General features: G+C 36.7%; 17 protein-coding genes. 7 read left to right on the top strand and 10 right to left on the bottom strand.

Annotated features, from left to right (window positions below):
- Positions 1-4: 4 nt before the first annotated feature.
- The 3 genes from PHQ93_RS09145 to gap form a co-directional block, all read right to left on the bottom strand.
- On the bottom strand, positions 5-964 hold the full coding sequence (locus PHQ93_RS09145; RefSeq protein ID WP_299943418.1) for a 6-phosphofructokinase: 960 nt from the start codon (positions 962-964) through the stop codon (positions 5-7).
- Positions 965-1014: 50 nt separating this feature from the next.
- Positions 1015-2658, bottom strand: a complete 1644-nt coding sequence (gene glgP, locus PHQ93_RS09150; protein ID WP_299943421.1) for an alpha-glucan family phosphorylase — start codon at positions 2656-2658, stop codon at positions 1015-1017.
- A gap of 148 nt (positions 2659-2806) precedes the next feature.
- Positions 2807-3802 (bottom strand): type I glyceraldehyde-3-phosphate dehydrogenase, encoded by a 996-nt coding sequence (gap, locus tag PHQ93_RS09155; protein WP_299943424.1) that lies wholly within the window; start codon positions 3800-3802, stop codon positions 2807-2809.
- Between the two features lie 184 nt (positions 3803-3986).
- Between gap and PHQ93_RS09160 the strand changes: the two genes are divergently transcribed.
- The 5 genes from PHQ93_RS09160 to PHQ93_RS09180 all read left to right on the top strand — a co-directional run bounded on the left by PHQ93_RS09160 (position 3987) and on the right by PHQ93_RS09180 (position 8061).
- On the top strand, positions 3987-4481 hold the full coding sequence (locus PHQ93_RS09160) for a ribonuclease HI (protein ID WP_299943427.1): 495 nt from the start codon (positions 3987-3989) through the stop codon (positions 4479-4481).
- Positions 4482-4625: 144 nt separating this feature from the next.
- A complete protein-coding gene (motA, locus tag PHQ93_RS09165; protein WP_299943430.1) occupies positions 4626-5399 on the top strand; it encodes a flagellar motor stator protein MotA in 774 nt (257 codons plus the stop codon).
- A 10-nt stretch (positions 5400-5409) separates the two neighbouring features.
- Positions 5410-6261 carry a flagellar motor protein MotB gene (gene motB / locus PHQ93_RS09170; protein WP_299943433.1) on the top strand — a complete coding sequence of 284 codons (852 nt, stop codon included), beginning with the start codon at positions 5410-5412 and terminating at the stop codon, positions 6259-6261.
- A 65-nt stretch (positions 6262-6326) separates the two neighbouring features.
- On the top strand, positions 6327-7427 hold the full coding sequence (gene ychF / locus PHQ93_RS09175) for a redox-regulated ATPase YchF (RefSeq protein WP_299943436.1): 1101 nt from the start codon (positions 6327-6329) through the stop codon (positions 7425-7427).
- 34 nt (positions 7428-7461) lie between these two features.
- Positions 7462-8061 (top strand): hypothetical protein, encoded by a 600-nt coding sequence (locus tag PHQ93_RS09180; RefSeq protein WP_299943439.1) that lies wholly within the window; start codon positions 7462-7464, stop codon positions 8059-8061.
- A 25-nt stretch (positions 8062-8086) separates the two neighbouring features.
- Here PHQ93_RS09180 and PHQ93_RS09185 read toward each other — a convergent pair whose 3' ends face one another.
- The 7 genes from PHQ93_RS09185 to PHQ93_RS09215 all read right to left on the bottom strand — a co-directional run bounded on the left by PHQ93_RS09185 (position 8087) and on the right by PHQ93_RS09215 (position 15858).
- Complete coding sequence (locus PHQ93_RS09185; RefSeq protein WP_299943442.1) at positions 8087-9370, bottom strand: diguanylate cyclase; 1284 nt, start codon at positions 9368-9370, stop codon at positions 8087-8089.
- A complete protein-coding gene (locus PHQ93_RS09190) occupies positions 9367-9981 on the bottom strand; it encodes a chemotaxis protein CheC (protein ID WP_299943445.1) in 615 nt (204 codons plus the stop codon). Before PHQ93_RS09190 ends, PHQ93_RS09185 begins: the two co-directional genes overlap by 4 nt.
- 12 nt (positions 9982-9993) lie before the next feature.
- On the bottom strand, positions 9994-10356 hold the full coding sequence (locus PHQ93_RS09195; protein WP_299943448.1) for a response regulator: 363 nt from the start codon (positions 10354-10356) through the stop codon (positions 9994-9996).
- Positions 10357-10428: 72 nt separating this feature from the next.
- Positions 10429-13086, bottom strand: coding sequence for a cation-transporting P-type ATPase (locus tag PHQ93_RS09200; protein WP_299943451.1), 2658 nt, complete (start codon positions 13084-13086; stop codon positions 10429-10431).
- A 50-nt stretch (positions 13087-13136) separates the two neighbouring features.
- The gene (locus PHQ93_RS09205; protein WP_299943454.1) at positions 13137-13955 is read right to left on the bottom strand and encodes a phosphatidylserine decarboxylase; all 819 of its coding nucleotides are present in this window, start codon (positions 13953-13955) and stop codon (positions 13137-13139) included.
- Positions 13948-15024: a tRNA pseudouridine(13) synthase TruD gene (gene truD / locus PHQ93_RS09210; RefSeq protein WP_299943457.1), complete on the bottom strand. Its 1077-nt coding sequence runs from the start codon at positions 15022-15024 to the stop codon at positions 13948-13950. The genes PHQ93_RS09205 and truD overlap by 8 nt, the downstream gene beginning before the upstream one ends.
- A gap of 15 nt (positions 15025-15039) precedes the next feature.
- Positions 15040-15858, bottom strand: a complete 819-nt coding sequence (locus PHQ93_RS09215; protein ID WP_299943460.1) for a thiamine-phosphate kinase — start codon at positions 15856-15858, stop codon at positions 15040-15042.
- Between the two features lie 88 nt (positions 15859-15946).
- Between PHQ93_RS09215 and PHQ93_RS09220 the strand changes: the two genes are divergently transcribed.
- Together PHQ93_RS09220 and sdhA are read left to right on the top strand one after the other, a co-directional pair.
- A complete protein-coding gene (locus PHQ93_RS09220; RefSeq protein WP_299943463.1) occupies positions 15947-17152 on the top strand; it encodes a GGDEF domain-containing protein in 1206 nt (401 codons plus the stop codon).
- Between the two features lie 154 nt (positions 17153-17306).
- Positions 17307-19019 carry a succinate dehydrogenase flavoprotein subunit gene (gene sdhA / locus PHQ93_RS09225; protein WP_299943466.1) on the top strand — a complete coding sequence of 571 codons (1713 nt, stop codon included), beginning with the start codon at positions 17307-17309 and terminating at the stop codon, positions 19017-19019.
- Positions 19020-19022: the final 3 nt, after the last annotated feature.

The following is a 19022-nucleotide window of genomic DNA, read 5'->3' on the forward strand; positions in this document are numbered from 1 at the left end:
GCTGTTAATCAAGTAAATTTAGGGCATCAAGATAGTGCTTTGGAAGTTGATATTTATTTGAGACGACATCTTCTATCTCCATCAAACCGAATTCGCCTTTTTTGTAAACCGCAATTTTATTTGAATTGTTATTGACAAGCAGGTGATCCACTGCGATAATCGTAAAATCAAATGCCATAAGTCTATCATATACCGTCGGGTTTCCGCCTCTTTGGATATGCCCGAGTATGCTTACCCTTGTTTCCATGCCTATATCATCTTGAAGCCAATTAAAAACTTCGGTTGTTTTCTTGCTACCCTCGGCAACAATGGCTAAGATGTAGTTTCTGCCGTTTTTCACTTCATCTTTCAATCTTTTGGTTAGTTCTTTTGGCTCAAAGGCAACTTCAGGCACGACGCAAACTTCCGCACCGCTTATCATAGAAGATACGATAGCCAAATATCCGCAATCCCTACCCATTACTTCAACCAAAAAAGCACGGCTAAATGAGGATGCCGTATCTCGAATCTTATCAAGCGCATCTCGTATAACATTAAGAGCGGTATCCACGCCTAAGCAATAATCCGTTCCATAAATATCATTATCTATAGTTGAGGGAATTCCGACAAAATTAAGTTCAAACTCGGAGCTAAATATTTGCATCGCCCTAAAAGAGCCGTCCCCTCCAAGCACGACAAGCTTTGTTATGCCAAACTCTTTGAGATTATAGTATGCCTGCATCCTGTAGCTATGTTCAAAAAATCTCTTGGACCTAGAAGAACGGATAATAGTTCCTCCATCATGAAGTATCCCTGACACATCCGAATGAGTCGCTTTTTTTATTTTTTTATCTATCAAACCCTCTAATCCATCATAAATCAGATAAGGAGTAGAGCCTTTTTTATAAACATAATCTACAAACTTTTTTATAGCCGGATTCATACCTGGTGCATCGCCGCCTGAACACATAATTGCAAATGACATAACCTAACTCCTTTTGGTGTAATACTATTTAATACAAACTAAGTAATTTCCTAACGGTTAAACATTCTCTCATAATACTCCATCGCCAAGCGACCTGAATCAAACTCAACCTCTACATCGTTCATAGCGCTCTTCATAATAGCTACCCACTCTTTTGGTTTGTCGTAATAGGTAGGAATAATGGTATTTTCCAAAATATCCATCATATTTTTATTATCAATCCTATCTTGTTCTGCAGTAGGCAATCTATAATCAAGCGGAGGAATGGTAAAAGCATTTTTACCGTTTTTTGCAAATTCAGGATTCCAGCCGTCATCTATGGAAAAATGGATTGAGCCGTTCATACTTGCAGTCATTCCGCTTGTTCCGCTTGCTTCGCGAGTAATTCTAGGAGTATTTAGCCAAACATCGCTTCCCTGTTTTAGAAGTTTTGAGAGAGTGAGTTCATATCCTATAAGAACTGCTATATTTTTAAATCTATGACTTAACTGTATCAGTTCATTAAACATCTCGATGGCTCCGTAATCTGCAGGATACGGTTTTCCCGCCCATATAACCTGAACCGGTTTTTGAGTATCGGTTATTAGTTTTACAAATCTATCATAGTCATATTTAAGCAGACCGGGTCTTTTGTACTCCGCAAATCTTCTTGCCCAAACGATTGTTAAAACTTCAGGATCAAACATCTTTCCCGTTTGATTTGCAACAACATGAAAAAGTATCTTCTTTAGGTGCTTTTTTCTTGACAAAAGTTCATAATCCTCATGCTCGTCAAGTGCGCGAATAAGAGTTTTATCCGTCCAATACTTCTTGTTTTGAGCATTTGTAATAGAGATGATTTCGCACCTGCCTTCAACACCCGCCCACATCTCGTTTGCAATCATTCCATGTATTTTTGATACTGCATTTGCTATTTTTGCACTTCTTAGGGCACCTACCGTAAGGCTGAAATTATCACTGTTTTCATAGCCGCTTATAGCTCTTGCTTGTGTCAAATCCAAACTGCCGAAAAATCCCATCTCATGCAAAAAATTTATATTGTGTATCTCATTTCCTGCGGCTTCGGGTGTATGCGTCGTAAAGACGACATGTTTTTTTACTTCATTCATATCTTTAAATCTATCGTAAAGTTCATAAACAAGAGGAAGTGCATGTCCTTCATTCATGTGGTAGATATCTATTTTATGATTGATGGCTTGGAGCATCTTCGCTCCGCCGATGCCTAAGACTATCTCTTGAGCTACCCTTGTTCTTTCGTTTGAGTCATAGAGTTTATGCGTAATTGTTCGAGAGAGGTAGTCATTCTCATCAGTATCGGTCGAGAGCAAAATCATCGGAGCAGTGCCAAAAATATCGCTGCGAATTAAAAAGCCTTTTACCACTACATTTACATTATTGATTTTCACCGTAACTTTTATATCTAGTTCTTCTAAAAAGTAATAGACTTTTCTTGTGTAGTGCGGTTTTAGCGTTCTATCTTCGTTGCGTGATTGGTCATAATAGCCAAAACTCCATAAAAGCCCGACTCCGATCACATTTTGTTTGAGATCATATACGCTTCTCATATGTGAACCGGCTAAAAAACCGAGTCCTCCCGAGTATATTTTAAGCGACTGATCTATTGCAAACTCCATCGAAAAGTAGGCAACACTTTTTGTAAATTTCTCACTTATATCGTACGAAAACAGATTCATCTTTTTCCTTATACTTATTTTTATAGATTGCTACAAAGTTATTCTGCATAACCCTATTTTTAGATTGCTTCGTCGTTCCTCCTCGCAATGACGATCTGACAGTTATTGCGAGCAAAGCGAAGTAATCTAGGTTATACAAAAAACTCTACTACCTATTACCTACAAATACGCACATATCAACCAAGCGGCTGCTGTATCCCCACTCGTTATCATACCATGCCAAAACTTTTACGCATCGCTTATCTACAACGCTTGTCATATCAGGGATGTAAGTTGAACTGTAAGTAGAGCCTATAAAATCGCTTGAAACTCTCTTCTCGTTATCTACCTCTAAAAGCCCTTTAAATGATCCTTTGGAAGCTTTTGTAAACGCCTCGTTAATCTCATCTTTTGTTACATCTCTGTTTAAGTTTAGAGTCAAATCCACAACCGAAACATCAGGAGTCGGAACACGCATCGCATAACCGTTGAGCTTGCCTTGAAGTTGCGGCATAACTAAACCTATGGCTTTTGCCGCACCGGTCGTAGTAGGAATCATATTTATTGCTGCTGCGCGCGCACGACGCATATCGGAGCTATGTTTTACATCTAAAATATTTTGGTCGTTCGTATAAGAGTGGATAGTCGTCATAAGACCGTTTTGGATTCCAAATGCATCGTCTAAAACTTTACAAAGTGGCGCAAGAGCGTTTGTCGTACAGCTTGCATTTGAGATAATCACCTCACCTTTGTAGCTGTCCGTGTTGATATTTAAAACATAAGTAGGAGTGTCATCTTTTGCAGGTGCGCTCATGACAACTTTTTTTACGCCGTTTTTGAGATATTTTTGCGCCTTTTGCGTTGTTAAAAATGCACCAGTACACTCAATGACAAGCTCTGCACCGACGGAACCGAAATCCAACTCATCAAGAGAACGGGTAGCAAAAAGTGCTACTTTTTTACCGCCGATTTCTATAGTTTTATCATCTATTATCTTTGCATCTATGCCTTTATGCACGCTGTCAAATTTAAAAAGATACTCAAGCATCTCCGGAGTCGCCGTCGTGTTAATCGCCACCAGCTCGATATCGTCTCTTGAAGCGATTATCTTCGCTACTATCATACCTATTCTACCCGTCCCGTTTATCGCCGCTTTTACTGCCATTGATTACTCCTTTTTTCTTAACTTCATTATGAGTGCATAATAACATAATGTAGCAAAATTTTATTTCAAAATATCATAAAAGAGAACCTTTAAAGTCAAAAATAAAAAATTTGGTATAATCACCGCATACATAGAGTTGCTATGGCGATGCTAGTCTGAAAATCAAAGGAAAAAACACCTTAATATGTATGTCGATATAAAAAAACCTACGCTCTTTTTATTTACGGATGCAAGCGTAAATCCGCAGACAAATATCGGTTACGGGGCTTATCTGCTCTTAGGCGAGTATGAGTTGGAAGCACCTCTTTCTAAGCATAAGATTAAAGTCAAAAGATTTGAAAATACAAACTCGTCCAAACTAGAGCTTGAAGCTTTTTTGTGGGCGCTAAGTATGGTACCGACAAAAAATTCTAAAATCGTAGTTTATACTGATTGCCAAAACATAATGACTTTAAAAGATAGGCAAGCGCGAATAAAAGAGAACAACTATATGACTAAAAAAAACGCTCTTATAAGAAATTATGAACTATATAAAAAATTTTATGAGATGACGGATCTTTATGATTGTGATTTTATCAAGGTAAAGGGTCATAAAAAAACCGAAGATAAAGATATAGTAGACATTTTTTTTACTCTTGTCGACAAAGCATCAAGAGAGGCTTTAAGAGAAAATAAATAACCTTAAAATATAGCTTTAGTTTGTTCGATGTGCGAATTTTTAAGAAGTATAAAAAAATTAAATCTTTGTTTTAGTAAAATAGTGTACAATTAGTCAAGCAAATACTATAAAAATAGTAAAATTACAAAAAAAGAAGAGGGCTCCGTGGATTTAACAGTTGTTTTAGGAATACTAGGAGCGATAGCCTCTATTTCTATCGGTGACTTAATGGAGGGCGGAAACCCCGTTCATGTCGTCCATATTACCTCACTAATCATTATTATGCCGACTACTCTCTTAGCATCAATGGTAAGTACCGATCCTGAGTATATCAGCGGCGCATTTAAAAGTGTCGGTATGATTTTTAAAAAATCTCCCGTTGATCTTCACGCCCGAATCAAACAAATTGTAGAACTATCTTCGCTAGCCAGAAAAAATGGCATACTCTCGCTTGAGAAGGAAATTTCACAATTAGACAGCCCATTTTTAAAGCAGGGCTTAAGCATGGCAGTTGACGGGAACGAGATAGATGCTATTGTTGAGAGTTTAGAGTTAACGATTGAAGAGACGGAACATTACTATCACGGATGCGCGCACTACTGGATTTTAGCAGGGGAAACATCTCCCGTTCTCGGTCTTGTCGGAGCGGTTTTGGGGCTTATTTTGGCACTTCAAAAACTTGACAATCCAGCAGAAATGGCAAAAGGTATTGCAGGGGCATTTACGGCTACCGTTACCGGAATTTTTAGTGCGTATGTTTTATTTGGTCCTATGGGAGCAAAGCTAAAAGCAAAAGCTCATCACATAGTAAAAGAGCAAAAACTGATGTTAGAGGGGATAATCGGAATTGCTAACGGCGACAATCCTCGTTCCCTTGAAGCTAAGCTGCTTAATTTCCTCTCTCCTGCGGAAGACAAGCATAGTCAATTTAGCAAATGAGTAGATAAAAATGGGCAAAAAGCATAAATGTAAAAAAGTAGAATGTCCGCCGAGTGAAAAATGGGCGGTTCCGACAGCCGACTTTTTCAGCTTGCTCCTTGCACTTTTTATCGCACTTTACGCTATTGCATCTACAAATAAAGAAAAAATGAAAGCGGTAAAAGAGGAGTTTGTAAAAATCTATGATTTTGCCCCTGTTCCGGAAACTATGACTCCGGTTGTAAATATGGTAACTGAAAGCAAACCGACGCCTGAGTCAACAGCCAATCCGGCGGGGGCAGTTCCGGTTCAAGACGGAGGTTCACTTTTAGTTGATTCACCGCCGAGTGCAACAACTGCCAAAACAGTATCGGAAGTTGTTGAAAAAATTCAAAAAGAGTTAAAGAGTGCCTCATTAAATAACGGTCCGCTTGAACAGGCTATTGACGGAGTACTGCTTAAACTTCCGGCCTTTGTTCCTTTTAACGGTGCAAGCGCAAATATCAACAATCAAGAAATAGAGCTTTTTATCAGGCGCATTGCTGACATCATAAACATACTTCCGCCGAATGTTGATATCTCTATAAGAGGTTATACTGATAATCAACCTTTACCAAAAGGTTCAGTATTTAAAGATAACATTGAACTCTCTTACTATAGAGCTGATGCCGTGATGCGAGAATTGATTAAAGACGGTGTTTCTCCCGATAGGCTCTCTATTGCGGGATTTGGTGCCGCAAAACCTCTTGTTCAAAACGATACGGAAGAAAACCGCGCTAAAAATAGAAGAGTAGAATTTTTTATGTTTGTATCCAGCGGTACTCCTTTGGATAAAGCAAAACAAAAAAATATACTTGATGCTCTTAATGAGTTAAAAAAATAAAATATCGAGATACTAAGCAACCATTTGATATCATTTTACAATTTATATAAATAAAAAGGTCAATTATGGGTTTAAGCATAGGTCTTGTAGGACTTCCAAACGTAGGTAAATCAACAACTTTCAACGCACTCACAAAAGCACAAAATGCAGAAGCGGCAAATTACCCGTTTTGTACAATCGAGCCAAACAAAGCAATAGTTCCTGTTCCCGATATAAGATTAACAGAACTTGCTAAGATAGTAAATCCTGAACGAATTCAATACTCAACGCTTGATTTTGTGGACATTGCAGGCTTGGTTAAAGGTGCAAGCAAAGGTGAGGGTTTAGGAAATAAATTCTTATCAAATATCCGTGAAACTGAAGTTATTTTACATATAGTTAGATGTTTTGAAGATGACAACATCGTACATACAGAGGCAAGCATAGATCCGCTTAGAGATGTTGAGATAATTGAGGGTGAGCTTATTTTGGCCGACATCGAGGTTTTACAAAACAGAGCAGACAGACTTAAAAAACAGGCAAAAACCGACAAAAATGCAGCTGCGCTTTTAGCTTTGGCAGAAGAACTTTTAGAGTTTTTGGCTGATGGTAATTTAGCTAGAAACTTTCCTAAAGCAGATACTGATGAGTACAAACAGCTCAATCATGAAGTTAGACTTTTAACGGGTAAAGAGATTATGTACGGTGCCAATGTCGATGAAGACGGTCTGCTTGAGGATAGCGAGTTTGTTATAAAACTCAAAGAGCATGCTGCTAAAAATAACTGTGAACTTATAAAACTTTGTGCAAAAATCGAAGAGGAGCTAATCGGTCTTGAAGATGAAGAGGCTGCTGAATTTTTAAGCTCTCTTGGAGTACAAGAGTCGGGACTAAATCAAATCATACAAAAAGGATTTGACAAACTAGGTCTTATGAGCTATTTTACGGCAGGAGTGAAAGAGGTTCGTGCGTGGACTATTCGCAAAAATACGACGGCACCAAAAGCTGCAGCGGTAATTCATAACGACTTTGAGAAAGGTTTTATTCGTGCGGAAGTTATCGCTTATGACGACTATATTGCATGCGGCGGTGAGAATAAAGCAAAAGAAGCAGGAAAAATGAGATTAGAGGGGAAAGAGTATATTGTTGCAGATGGTGATATAATGCACTTTAGATTTAATGTTTAAATAATGTGTAACATCAGTTAAAAAAGGATTTTATATGAGTTTAAAATACGCAGGTCCAAAACCTATCATATCACATACGGGTATAGAGTTTGACAATAACAAAGAGGATAAGTATGTTTACATAAATATCGCAACCCAAATTTTAAAATCCATTAACCATGAGTATGTAAATAATGAAGTTTATAGTTACAATATAAAAACATCCAGATTTTCTGGTGATGATCTGCTTCAAGAGTTAAAAAACATCTGTCCAAACATTGATGAAGTAATGAAACTTCAAAATCATAATGTCGAAGATGAGATAAATCATAACATTAAAAGAGTGCATGAAAATATGGTTCTTAGCGAAGCTGATAAGATTATCTTAGAGAATAATATAAAACTTATGCACGACTATATGATTCAAAGATCCATAAACAAAAAAGTTTACTACTGCGTAATAGACAGACTATCGGATATGGTGCATAAAACAAAGATTAGTTATATCATAGTTCCGATGTTTCAAACTTTTCTTCATACTCTTCATTCGTTGCAGGGAAGTTTGAGAGAAAGAAAACAACCGATCGAGAGTGATATAGAGATATACAAAGAAAATGGTCAGCTTTTTATAAAATTAAAAATTAAACATCTTTAAAAATTAATAGAGTTCTTACAAAACTCTATTTTATAACTACTCTATTACGACCGCTATTTTTTGCTTCGTAAAGGGCATCGTCTACTCTTTTAAAAGTTTTTTTGGTATCTTCCCCGATGATATACTTTGTAAGACCAAAAGAGGCGGTGATGCTTATAGTATCGTTTATTTTAATTTTTTGCACACTCTCTCTTACTTTTTCCATAATCATCTTTGCTTCATCTAAAGTTACATTTTTAAGCATTATTACAAACTCTTCGCCGCCCCATCTAGCTACTAAATCATCTTCTCTTAATGAGTTTTTCAGGCTGTTTGCAACAGATACTAAAGCCTCGTCTCCGACTTGATGACCGTATGTATCGTTAATAGATTTAAAGTAATCGACGTCGGCAATTACTAAAATAAAATCAGTATCCGCTTTTCTTTGATGCTTTACGATAAAATTTATAACTTCGTCAAAACGGGCGCGATTGTAAAGTTTTGTGAGTGGATCTGTAATGTAGAGCTGGGCAAGAAGTTTCTCATTTGTTATATCATGATAAACGGCACTAAACTCGGATAGCTCACCGTTTTCATCCATGATAGGCGTCACCCTTGTTTGAACCCATTTTTCTACTCCGCTAGAAGTTTTATTTTTTAACTCACCACTCCAAGATTTTTTATTTTTTACACTCCACCACAGCTCTTTATAGGTAGCTTCGGGAATATCCGGCGACTTAAATATTGATATATTTTTTCCCAAAAGAAAATCTTTTTCAAATTCGAAAAACTGGCAAAAAAGTGTGCTTACATCTATTATTATTCCGTCGAACGATGTTTTTACCATCATAATATTTTTATCGATTATCTCTTTTTCGGCTTCTAATTTATCATTAAGTCTGCTTACTTTTACTATCTCTTTTTTAATCAAAAGTTTTGCCTCAAAGAGTTCGCTTATATCGTATATTGAGACCATTACTTTGTTCTCATGAAGTATATACGGAGAAATTGTAACTTGCTGCTGCATAAGTTTTAGCGACGAAGTAGTAACTTTGTTTCTATTCATAGAAATAAATTTAGTACTGCTGTTTGTGTCGTAAAAAGTCGGGGTACCGATTACTAATGCGGTTCTTATTTTTCTGTAGAAAACTTTATAGTTTATTTCAGGATAAAATTCCTTCAAACTTTTGCCGATTATCTCCCCTTTTGGGATTTGAGTGTTTATTGATAGCCATCTATTCCAGTAGCTAACTATAAACTTATCGTCAATTATCATATGACCGTTTTCAAGTGAATCTAGCAATATATCAGGATATTTTAACGCTATCATCCGTAAATCTCTTCTATTCTTTTATCTATCAATACCCTTAAACTCTCTATTGCTTCATCTTTTGTGAGTATATAAATATTGCCGTTTATTTTTTGATCTTTAAAATCCAAAATCGTACTGATTATAATGATTTTAGAGTAGTCGGAAACATCCTCGCAATGAACGATAGAGTTTGCATCTATAAATTGTGATGACGGTACAAAAAACTGTACCTGAGTGTTTAGTTCCTGCGTCAATCTGCTGACAATAGTCGATGTCAATATATTTGTAAGTTCTATGACCGCATCGTTTATATCATCTCTTGAAGGGGTCGTTACATTATAGAGGTGTCTGCCCAAGTTTTTTGCGGAATCTTCGCTTATAATAAACATACACTCTCCGCCGAACCTACCCGTAAAGAGCTGCTTTGTAGCGTAGTACATTGATTTTAGATCTATAGTCGATTCAATTTTTTGAGCCAACTCATTACTATTGCATATATCAATCTTAGGTATATGCATAGTTCCAAACGCATCCAAAAGGTTTGCCAAACTTGCCGTAGCTGCACCCATAGATATATTTATAAACTCTTTTAGTGTATCAATCTGATCTTCATTAAATTCTAAATTCAATATTTTTGCCTTTTATAACGATAAATCTTGTTCGAAAATTTGTACCATATTTTCATCATTGATAGGCTTTGGATACATATTTTTTGCTCCGGCAGCTAAAACTCTTAGTTTTGCCTCATTTTGAATATCCGCACTTATGATTATGACCTGAGCATTTTTATCTACTTCCATTATCCGTTTTAGCGCTTCATATCCATCCATTACAGGCATCGTTAAATCTAAAAAAACGGCATCGGGACGCTCTTGTCTAAAAAGCTCTAATGCCTCAAGCCCGTTTACTGCTTGAAATATCTCAGCATCCGGTTTGATGACCTCAAGACTTTTTATAACACTCATACGACCTATTTTTGAGTCATCAACCACTAAAATTTTCAACTGACACCCCTCTTTATCTTATAAGTTATTTTAATATATTTTTTATTAAGCAGTTCTTTGAACAGTATACTATTAAGGCATTATATTTGCAACTCTTTTTTTCCACTTATAAAACTCATGACTACTAAAAAGTATAATCGGAAACGGTAATAATATCCAAAGGTCGCTTAGCGGTATATCAGCCGTATGAAAAATTTTTTGAACAGGCTCATATCCAAGCAGCATCCAAACCCAAAAAAACTCTAATGCCATTGCTCCAATAAGCAGTTTATTGCCGTCCCACCTGATGCTCCATGCCGAAAATTCCCAACTACGCATGGTCCAAGCATTAACTAACTGACAACTGATAGCGCCTAAAAGTGTCATAGTCATAGCCTGAGAGTGTAAAACAGGGTCTATATTAACAGTGCCGTATTCCCATCCATGAACCAATAAAAAACTTATAAAAGCTACCATCGCAGCCGTTGCTTCAATAAGACCTATAAAAAAGTAACCGCGCTTAAATACTTCCCAGTCTAATATTTTCTCATTTACTCCGACGGGAGGTCGATTCATAATATTTTTTTCCGGTTTTTCGCTTCCGAGTGCCAATCCCGGTAACATATCGGAACCTAAGTCAATGGAGAGTATCTGAATAACTGAAAGAGGCAATGGGATTTTAAAGAAAAAATGAAGTATATACGGCACTATCTCCGGTACATTTGAAGATAGAATATATGTAACAAACTTTTTAATATTAAAATAGACCGTCCTACCCTCTTCTATCGCAGAGACAATCGATTTAAAATTATCATCAAGCAAAATCATATCGGCAGCTTCTTTTGCTACAGCCGTACCCGTCAAACCCATGGCAATTCCGATATCGGCACGCTTTAGTGCGGGAGCATCATTTACGCCGTCACCTGTCATTGCGACAATCTCGCCGCAGTTTTGAAGAGCAGTAGCAATTTTTAACTTTTGACTGCTTGCCATTCGAGCAAATAGTATTGTCTCATTTTTAAGACGATTCTCCAACTCTTTATCACTTAAGAGTTCAACCTCTTCTCCCGTTAAAACCCCGTCATAATCTAAACCGATTCTTCTAGCTATAGCCTGTGCAGTTTTATGATTATCTCCGGTAATCATCATAGTACGAATACCGGCTCTCCTGCACTGTTCTATAGCCTCTTTAACTTCCGGTCTCGGTAAATCCATAATGGCCACAAGACCTAAAAGCGTTAATCCCTCTTCTTTAATATCTAAATTTTTTCCGATAGCCAAAACGCGGTAAGCTTCATTTTCAAAAGCTTCGGCACTGCTTTGCATTCGTTTTTTAGCCTCTTCGTCAAAAGGCAGTACATCTCCTTTGCTATCTATATAGGTAGAAGATTTATCAAATATTACCTCTGCCGCTCCTTTGGCATAAAGTATCTTTTCATCGCCTTTCTCATAAATAGACGACATCATTTTTCTATCGCCGGTAAAAGGAATTTCATCTATTTTTTTGTAAGAATCGGTATCTATAAGACGTCTATTTGATGCACTGACAATGGCAAGTTCCGTCGGGTCTCCAAAAAGTTTTTCATCTTCAATAGTCGCACGACAATTAAGTACCCCTGCAAGAAGAAGTTCATCAAGACGCTCTTTGCTAAACTCTACATCGCTGATATCCCCTTCTTTATTTAGAGTTATATTTTCACCGCCTGCTAATGTAATCTCTTTTAGCGTCATCTCGTTACGAGTAAGTGTTCCCGTCTTATCCGTGCATATAACCGTCACACTTCCTAAAGTTTGTACCGAATCAAGATTTTTAATAAGCGCATTACGCTGTGCCATACGCTGACTGGCAAGTGAGAGCGAGAGTGTTATAGTAGGTAAAAGTCCCTCAGGAACATTTGCTACTATTAGAGAAAGAGCAAAAATAGCAGCCGTCAAAAGAGTTTGATCTGAAAATATACCCAGTATAAAAAATATGACACCCATTGCCAAAGCAATTACGGTAAGGATATGAACAATACGAGTTACCTCTTTTTGCATCGGGGTAAGAGTTTTTTCTATATTTCTAGTTAAAGTTGCGATTTTTCCAAATTCTGTCGTGTAAGCAGTAGCAATAACTACTGCTACTGCGCTTCCTGAGATGACAGAGGTTCCTGCATAAACAATATTTTTAGCATCCAATTTTCTAGTTATGCTATTATCGCACTCCGATTCGCGCCTAGATGGTATTGACTCTCCGTTTAAGGCTGATGTATTTATATAAAGAGCGTTGTTTTGGATTAAAACGGCATCGGCAGCAATTTTATCTCCCTCTTCAAGGATAATAATATCTCCTAAAACCAACTCTTTGGCATCGATTGTCTCTACATTGGAGTCACGCAAAACCTTAACCATTGTAGGCATTAATCGCAGAAGTGCTTCCATGGCTTTGTCAGCTTTATACTCCTGCCAAAAAGCAAAAGTAGCATTTATAAAAACAGCTACAATAATTGCATAAGCCAAGATATCATAACTTTCATTTGGCATATAGACATCAGCTATAAAAGCCAAAAAAGCCGCTACTTCAAGCAGAATTGCAAAAAATTGTATGTACTGCTTTAAATACTCTTTTATATAATTTTTCTTGTTAGTATCTCGAATCTCGTTTAAACCGAATTTTGCAAGTCTGGCATTAGCTTCTTTAGTGCTTAATCCATTTTCGCCGGTACTGAACTTTTCAAAAAGCTGCGATTTGCTTAGCTTAAATGTCTGCATTACCAATCCTAATTTGTAAAGAATTTAAACTTGTACATACTTAAAAAAATTTAACTGATTTTTGCTATTGTTTGTCCGTATTTAACATTTTCGCCGCTTTTTACATCAAGTTCAAGCATATTTTTTTCGGCTAATATAACTATGGTTGAACCCATCTCGAAACAGCCGAAATCATCACCTTTATTAAGGTAAAGATTGTCATAGCTATAAGCACTGCTTTGGAGTATATCGGCATTCGTCTTTATTTTCGGTTCAAATGCAACCTGCATTACGCCGACATTTAAAGCACTTACAAGCACCATGTAAAATCTCTTTTTAGATGCAGTCTCACATAACAAAACAACTCTCTCATTCTCGATAAAAAGATTTAATCTTTTTTTGAGCGACGGCATATTTACGGGATAAAATCTACCGGGGATATGAACAGCCTTTAACACTTTTAAGTTTGTAGGGATATGGTAACGGTGATAATCTTTCGGAGATAGATAAAAGTTTATAAATGTACCGTTATTTACTATCTCTTTTTCCTCTTTTGTAAAATGCTCACCCAGCAAATCGTAACTTCTATATCTCATTCCTTTGATTTGAAGCGAAACCTCATTGTTTAAAGCTCCGCATTCGGAGATCAAAGAGTCGCAAGGTGATATAAAATCATTTGCATCAAGCGAATAAACTCTATCCTCTCTTAACTTTCTGGTAAAAAGCGCATTTAAACTGTGATATGTCTGAGGAGTATGAAACTCTTGCATATCTAAACCCATAATATTTACATAAGAGCTGTTTATAAAATCTTGAATCGGTTTAGGAAACTCTTTGTTTGCAAATTTTCCAAAAATTTGTGAAATTGCCGAAGTTATATGTCTACTCATTTATTTTCCTTTTCGCTAATTCTTCTATTAAAACTGTTGCATAAGAGCCTTTTGGAAGGTAAAAATTCAGTTCGTACTGCGCCTCTTCGCTTCTGTATCTTCCGTCTATATCTTTTGGAAAAACCCAAGCGTATCTTCTTGAGCCGTCTTCATCTATGGTATCATCAAAATCTTTCTCAATCTCTCTTGCGATGCCTGAAGCCAATCTTGTTTTTTTGCCGCATAAAAGCCCCGTAACAGAGATATCTCTTTCGTTAAATCTGACAAAATCATTCTCTTCCCCACAAAATTCAAAGAGTCTTCCGTGCGGATAGTGCTCCATAATATCGCCACTGATTAACTTAAATGGATGTTTTTGCGCTTTCATCTTTAGAAGTTCGTCTTTTGGCATATTTAAAAGCGGTTCGAGCTCTTTTACCTCGAAGTTTTGAATAAGAGTGTTTATCTCTAATCTTCTGCTTAACCATAAGTTGAAAAGATGACTCTGATATGCGCTGATTAGAAGTTGTTTTACTTTTGGGTTACGCTCTTTTTTTTCGCCTTTAGCTATTTTTTCTCCGTCAATATGGTTGTTGCCATCGGTTCCGAATCTTTGATAACCAAAGTAGTTGGGCATCCCGTAAGCAGCTATATTTTTCAACGCCTCATCTATCTTTCTGCCGGCGGTCGGGTTTACTTTTTTTAGTTTTATGTAAAACTTATTACCGCTTAAATGCCCTATTCTAATCTTATTGTTATGATAAGTTTTCGATAAAATTTTAACATCTTCATGTTCAAACTCATCCATTTTTGCTTCATACTTTTTGTGAAGTGATATATACTGTTTCGTCATAGCATGCTTGTCTTTTAAGCCTGCGTAACCTATCTCTTTGTTTTTTATACCCAAATATTTGGCAATCATCGAAACAAGTTCAAGAGTAGAGATTCCTTTTTTTCTAATACACAAAACAAGGTGTTCACCCTCGCCGCAAAACTCATAAAGAGGTACCTCTTCGACTACGAAATCTCTTGGAGTCTGTTTAAAATGAAAATCTATACTTGAGTGAGAGAGCGAATAAAATCTATCCATGTGAATCCTGTTTGTTTAAAAGTGGTGTGCTTTGCACATATTTTTGTAATTTTTTCTTACGCATTCTCCGATAATATTTATCGGTGTTCTGCTTAATTTAGCTCGTTGTAAAAGAGCTTTTTTGTATCTTTTGTCAAAACCAAAGAGCATTTCATACTCTTCGCCGCTGCAGCCGATACTCTTTGGAATCTTTTTGTAAAATTTAAAGCCGACTCTATTTATAGATGAGAGTTTACCCAAATCGCTAAAAAGACCGTCGGATATATCCATACCACAACTTAAAAAACGAGCGCTATTTGAGATAAATTTATCTCTTAACTTTATGTCTACAAACTTGGATTTTTTATGAATCTTGCCCAAGTTCATCAACTTTTTTAGATCTTTGGCACTTCTTCCAAGCTCTCCGCTGTAAGCAATCAAATGCCCTTTTTTTAAACCTTTTCTTCTTAGAGGTTTAGTCGTTTTTGAGATAATCGTTACGGTAATGTCAAGCTTTACATTGGCAATGGTATCCCCGCCGATTATCTCAACACCGTATGTTGAAGCACTATCTTTAAATCCGTTTGCCAGTTCTCTTGCCTGAGATTTTGTAATACTACTTGGCATAGCAACACTTAAAAGCGCGTATCTGGGTTTGGCGTTCATAGCAACCGCATCCGAGATATTTACCGCCATCGCTTTTGCTGCTATTTGATAATAACTCATCCACGCAGTTTTAAAATGAATATCCTCAAAAAATGCATCTTTTGAATAGACTGTGTCGTTTATCAATGCGCCGTCATCACCGATATGGCTATTTTTAAACTGCGATATAAAATAATTTTCTAAATTCAAATAAACTTCTTATAATGCCTTAAGTTATAATTAAAGCTAATATATATAAAATAGATGGTTATTATATCATCTATATAGGAAACTTTTGATGAAGCACTCAATAAAAAAAATTTTTAGAAATCTCTCTTTTTTTCTTTTAGCAGTTAGCATATTTGCTGGGCTTGCCATTTTGGCGACGATTGATCATTTGAATTCTTATAAAAAAATTGACAATTTAAATAATCAAAAAGAGATTATCTCCTCTCTAACAAATTTACCAAAAGATAATTTAGAATTAATGTTTATTGAGCTAAACGGCAAAAGCAAACAGCTTCATATTGAAATTGATAAACTTCGCACTCTTTATGATTATAACTTTGCGGAAAAATATATACTTTTAAATTCAAAAGAGTATCTATCCGACTTAGATAAACTAAACTCTCTTACAACCGCATTTAATAAAGAAGCTTATGTCCATTACTACTATGAAAAAGAGAGTAAAAGTGAAACGACAACAAAAGAGGAGTTAGAAAAAAAAGCATCCTCTCTTGTGAAGCAGATTGACTCTATAATATTTAAGGACATAACATACAGCCAGAGGAAGTTTAATATACATAAAAATGCAACATTTTTAGTGTTTATTATAACTTTGTTGGGTTTTATTTGGTACAAAAAAAGACTCGATATGATATATAAAGATTTACAATTTCTATTTCATGTAAATCATAAAAAGCACACCATTTTTTCCCAAGAAGTCGGTGCTATTTCAGTTAGAATGAACAGGAAATCTATGGCTGTGGACAATCCGATACTGCTTGATCCCGTAACCGGTATAAATAATATAAAAGGGCTTATGAGTGCTTATAGTGAAAAAAAAGGGATGAAAGAGGATAACTTCACATCCGTAAGCGTACTGGAAATTGATAATTTTTCAAAAACAAACAGAGTATATTCTCAAGAGCTCACACAAGCCATACTTAAAAAAATTGCATTTACGATGTCTTTGCATGAGCAGGTTGCCGATGTTATCTCAAGAACAGACTATAACCAATTTACTATTATTCTATCAAGACCAAAAAAAGAGGACTCCTTTAAAGAGATAGAAAATATCCGCAAGAGTATCTCTGAATTAAAACTAAGCTCGGCGGAATTGGGAGAAATCAACATTACGGTAAGCGGAGGGTATGTTATAAAACCAAATAATGTTTCATTGGAAGAGTCAATCAGACAAGCTAAAAAAGTTCTGCTTCATGCTCAAAAGAGCGGTAAAAATAAAATCTCTCAAATCAAAGATTTAGCTCAATCAGAACTATAAATTTTAGCGATATGTGTAAATTCTACACTGCCAATTATCTGCAAATGAGTGAATACGGAACACTCTTTATATTTATAACAACTTTTTATCATTCACAAAGGCTAAAAATTGTAAAATCCACCATATTTTATTCTTAAAAACAAAAGGAAAGCTAATGGGTATTCCTATTTATACTTACGATGCCATTGTTGTCGGTGCCGGTTTAGCCGGTTGTGCCGCTGCAAGAGAGTTACAAATTGCAGGGAAAAAAGTTGCGGTTATTACGAAACTTCATCCGCTTAGAAGTCACTCAGGAGCTGCACAAGGCGGCGTGAATGCTGCTTTTAGCGACAAAGACAGCGTAGAGCTACATGAGTTTGATACGGTAAAAGGAAGTGACTATTTAGCTGATCAGGATGCTGTTGAGTTTATGTGCAAAAATGCACCTGAGACTATTCGCTGGGCTGAGAGAATGGGTGCTGCATTTAGCAGAACGGCTGATGGCAAAATCGCTCAAAGACCTTTTGGCGGGCAATCATCTCCTCGTGCATGTTATGCAAAAGACAGAACGGGTTTAACGCTTCTTCAAACTATATATGAGCAAGCTTTTCGCGTAGGTGTAAAATTTTGGGATGAGTGGTATGTTGCGGATCTTATCTACAAAGAGGGTAAAGTTTCAGGCGTAGTTGCATTTAATATCAGAGATATGCAAGTTGCGATTTTCAATGCAAAATCGGTAATGTTTGCAACCGGCGGATATGCAAGAAGCTACAAAATCAACTCAAATGCTCACGCAAACACGGGGGATGGTCTCTCAATCGTTGCAAGACACGGTCTTCCACTTGAAGATATGGAGTTTGTTCAGTTTCACCCCTCAGGTCTTTCAGGAAACGGTGTTTTAATCTCTGAAGCGGCTCGCGGAGAAGGTGGACGCCTTTTTAACTCTCTTGGCGAAAGATTTATGGAGAAATACGCTCCAAATGCAATGGAACTAGCTTCAAGAGATGTCGTAAGCCGTGCAATTTTAAATGAAATCAGAGAGGGTCGCGGTGTCGGTCCTAGAAAAGATGCAGTTTTCATTGATGTAACGCATTTAGGAAAAGATTTGATTATGGAGAGATTGCCTGAACTTCGTGATTTGGCTATCACTTTCTTAGGTCTTGATATGATTAAAGAGCCTATCCTTATCTCTGCAACTGCTCACTACTCGATGGGCGGGATTCCTGTAAATATCGCAGGAAATGTTCGCAAAAACAATACCGAGTATGTTGAAGGTTTCTATGCCGCAGGAGAGTGTTCATGCGTATCCGTTCACGGAGCAAACCGCCTCGGTGCAAACTCTGTTCTTGAAGCACTTCTATTTGGTCGCTTCGTCGGTAAAACAATGGTTAATGAAATAGACAACATCACTCTTCGCCCTGCAACCGCAGATGACGCGCAAAGAGCTTTAGCTGAGATAAATTTTGTACTAAATAACAACGGTGCCGAAACAATTACAAACTTAAGAGAAGAGCTGCAACAGTGTATGACTGCTAATGCAGGTGCATTTAGAACAAAAGAGACTTTAGAAATCGCGGTTACCAAAATTAAAGAACTTAGAGAAAGATTTAAAAACATCCGTATAAAAGATAAATCAAAAGTGTTCAATACAGAGATGCAAGAAGCTATCGAATTTGGTCATATGATTGACTACTCTGCATTTATTGTTGAGAGTGCTATTGCAAGAAATGAGAGTCGTGGAGCTCACTATAGAGAAGATTTTACCACTCGCGATGATGAAAACTTCCTAAAACACACTATGGCATATATGGATAAAGAGGGCAATATTTCGCTTGACTACATGGATGTCGTACTCGGCAAACATGAACTAAAAGCTAGAAATTACTAAGGA

Origin of the sequence: Sulfurimonas sp., assembly GCF_028714975.1 — a bacterium.
Lineage (GTDB): Bacteria > Campylobacterota > Campylobacteria > Campylobacterales > Sulfurimonadaceae > Sulfurimonas.

Bases quoted from the DNA above. Each gene is read 5' to 3' on its own strand.
- truD (WP_299943457.1), bottom strand. From the start codon at position 15,024: ATGGATAGATTTTATTCGCTCTCTCACTCAAGTATAGATTTTCATTTT.
- motB (WP_299943433.1), top strand. From the start codon at position 5,410: ATGGGCAAAAAGCATAAATGTAAAAAAGTAGAATGTCCGCCGAGTGAA.
- PHQ93_RS09185 (WP_299943442.1), bottom strand. From the start codon at position 9,370: ATGATAGCGTTAAAATATCCTGATATATTGCTAGATTCACTTGAAAAC.
- sdhA (WP_299943466.1), top strand. From the start codon at position 17,307: ATGGGTATTCCTATTTATACTTACGATGCCATTGTTGTCGGTGCCGGT.
- PHQ93_RS09220 (WP_299943463.1), top strand. From the start codon at position 15,947: ATGAAGCACTCAATAAAAAAAATTTTTAGAAATCTCTCTTTTTTTCTT.
- ychF (WP_299943436.1), top strand. From the start codon at position 6,327: ATGGGTTTAAGCATAGGTCTTGTAGGACTTCCAAACGTAGGTAAATCA.
- PHQ93_RS09160 (WP_299943427.1), top strand. From the start codon at position 3,987: ATGTATGTCGATATAAAAAAACCTACGCTCTTTTTATTTACGGATGCA.
- gap (WP_299943424.1), bottom strand. From the start codon at position 3,802: ATGGCAGTAAAAGCGGCGATAAACGGGACGGGTAGAATAGGTATGATA.
- PHQ93_RS09145 (WP_299943418.1), bottom strand. From the start codon at position 964: ATGTCATTTGCAATTATGTGTTCAGGCGGCGATGCACCAGGTATGAAT.
- PHQ93_RS09205 (WP_299943454.1), bottom strand. From the start codon at position 13,955: ATGAGTAGACATATAACTTCGGCAATTTCACAAATTTTTGGAAAATTT.
- PHQ93_RS09180 (WP_299943439.1), top strand. From the start codon at position 7,462: ATGAGTTTAAAATACGCAGGTCCAAAACCTATCATATCACATACGGGT.
- PHQ93_RS09200 (WP_299943451.1), bottom strand. From the start codon at position 13,086: ATGCAGACATTTAAGCTAAGCAAATCGCAGCTTTTTGAAAAGTTCAGT.
- glgP (WP_299943421.1), bottom strand. From the start codon at position 2,658: ATGAATCTGTTTTCGTACGATATAAGTGAGAAATTTACAAAAAGTGTT.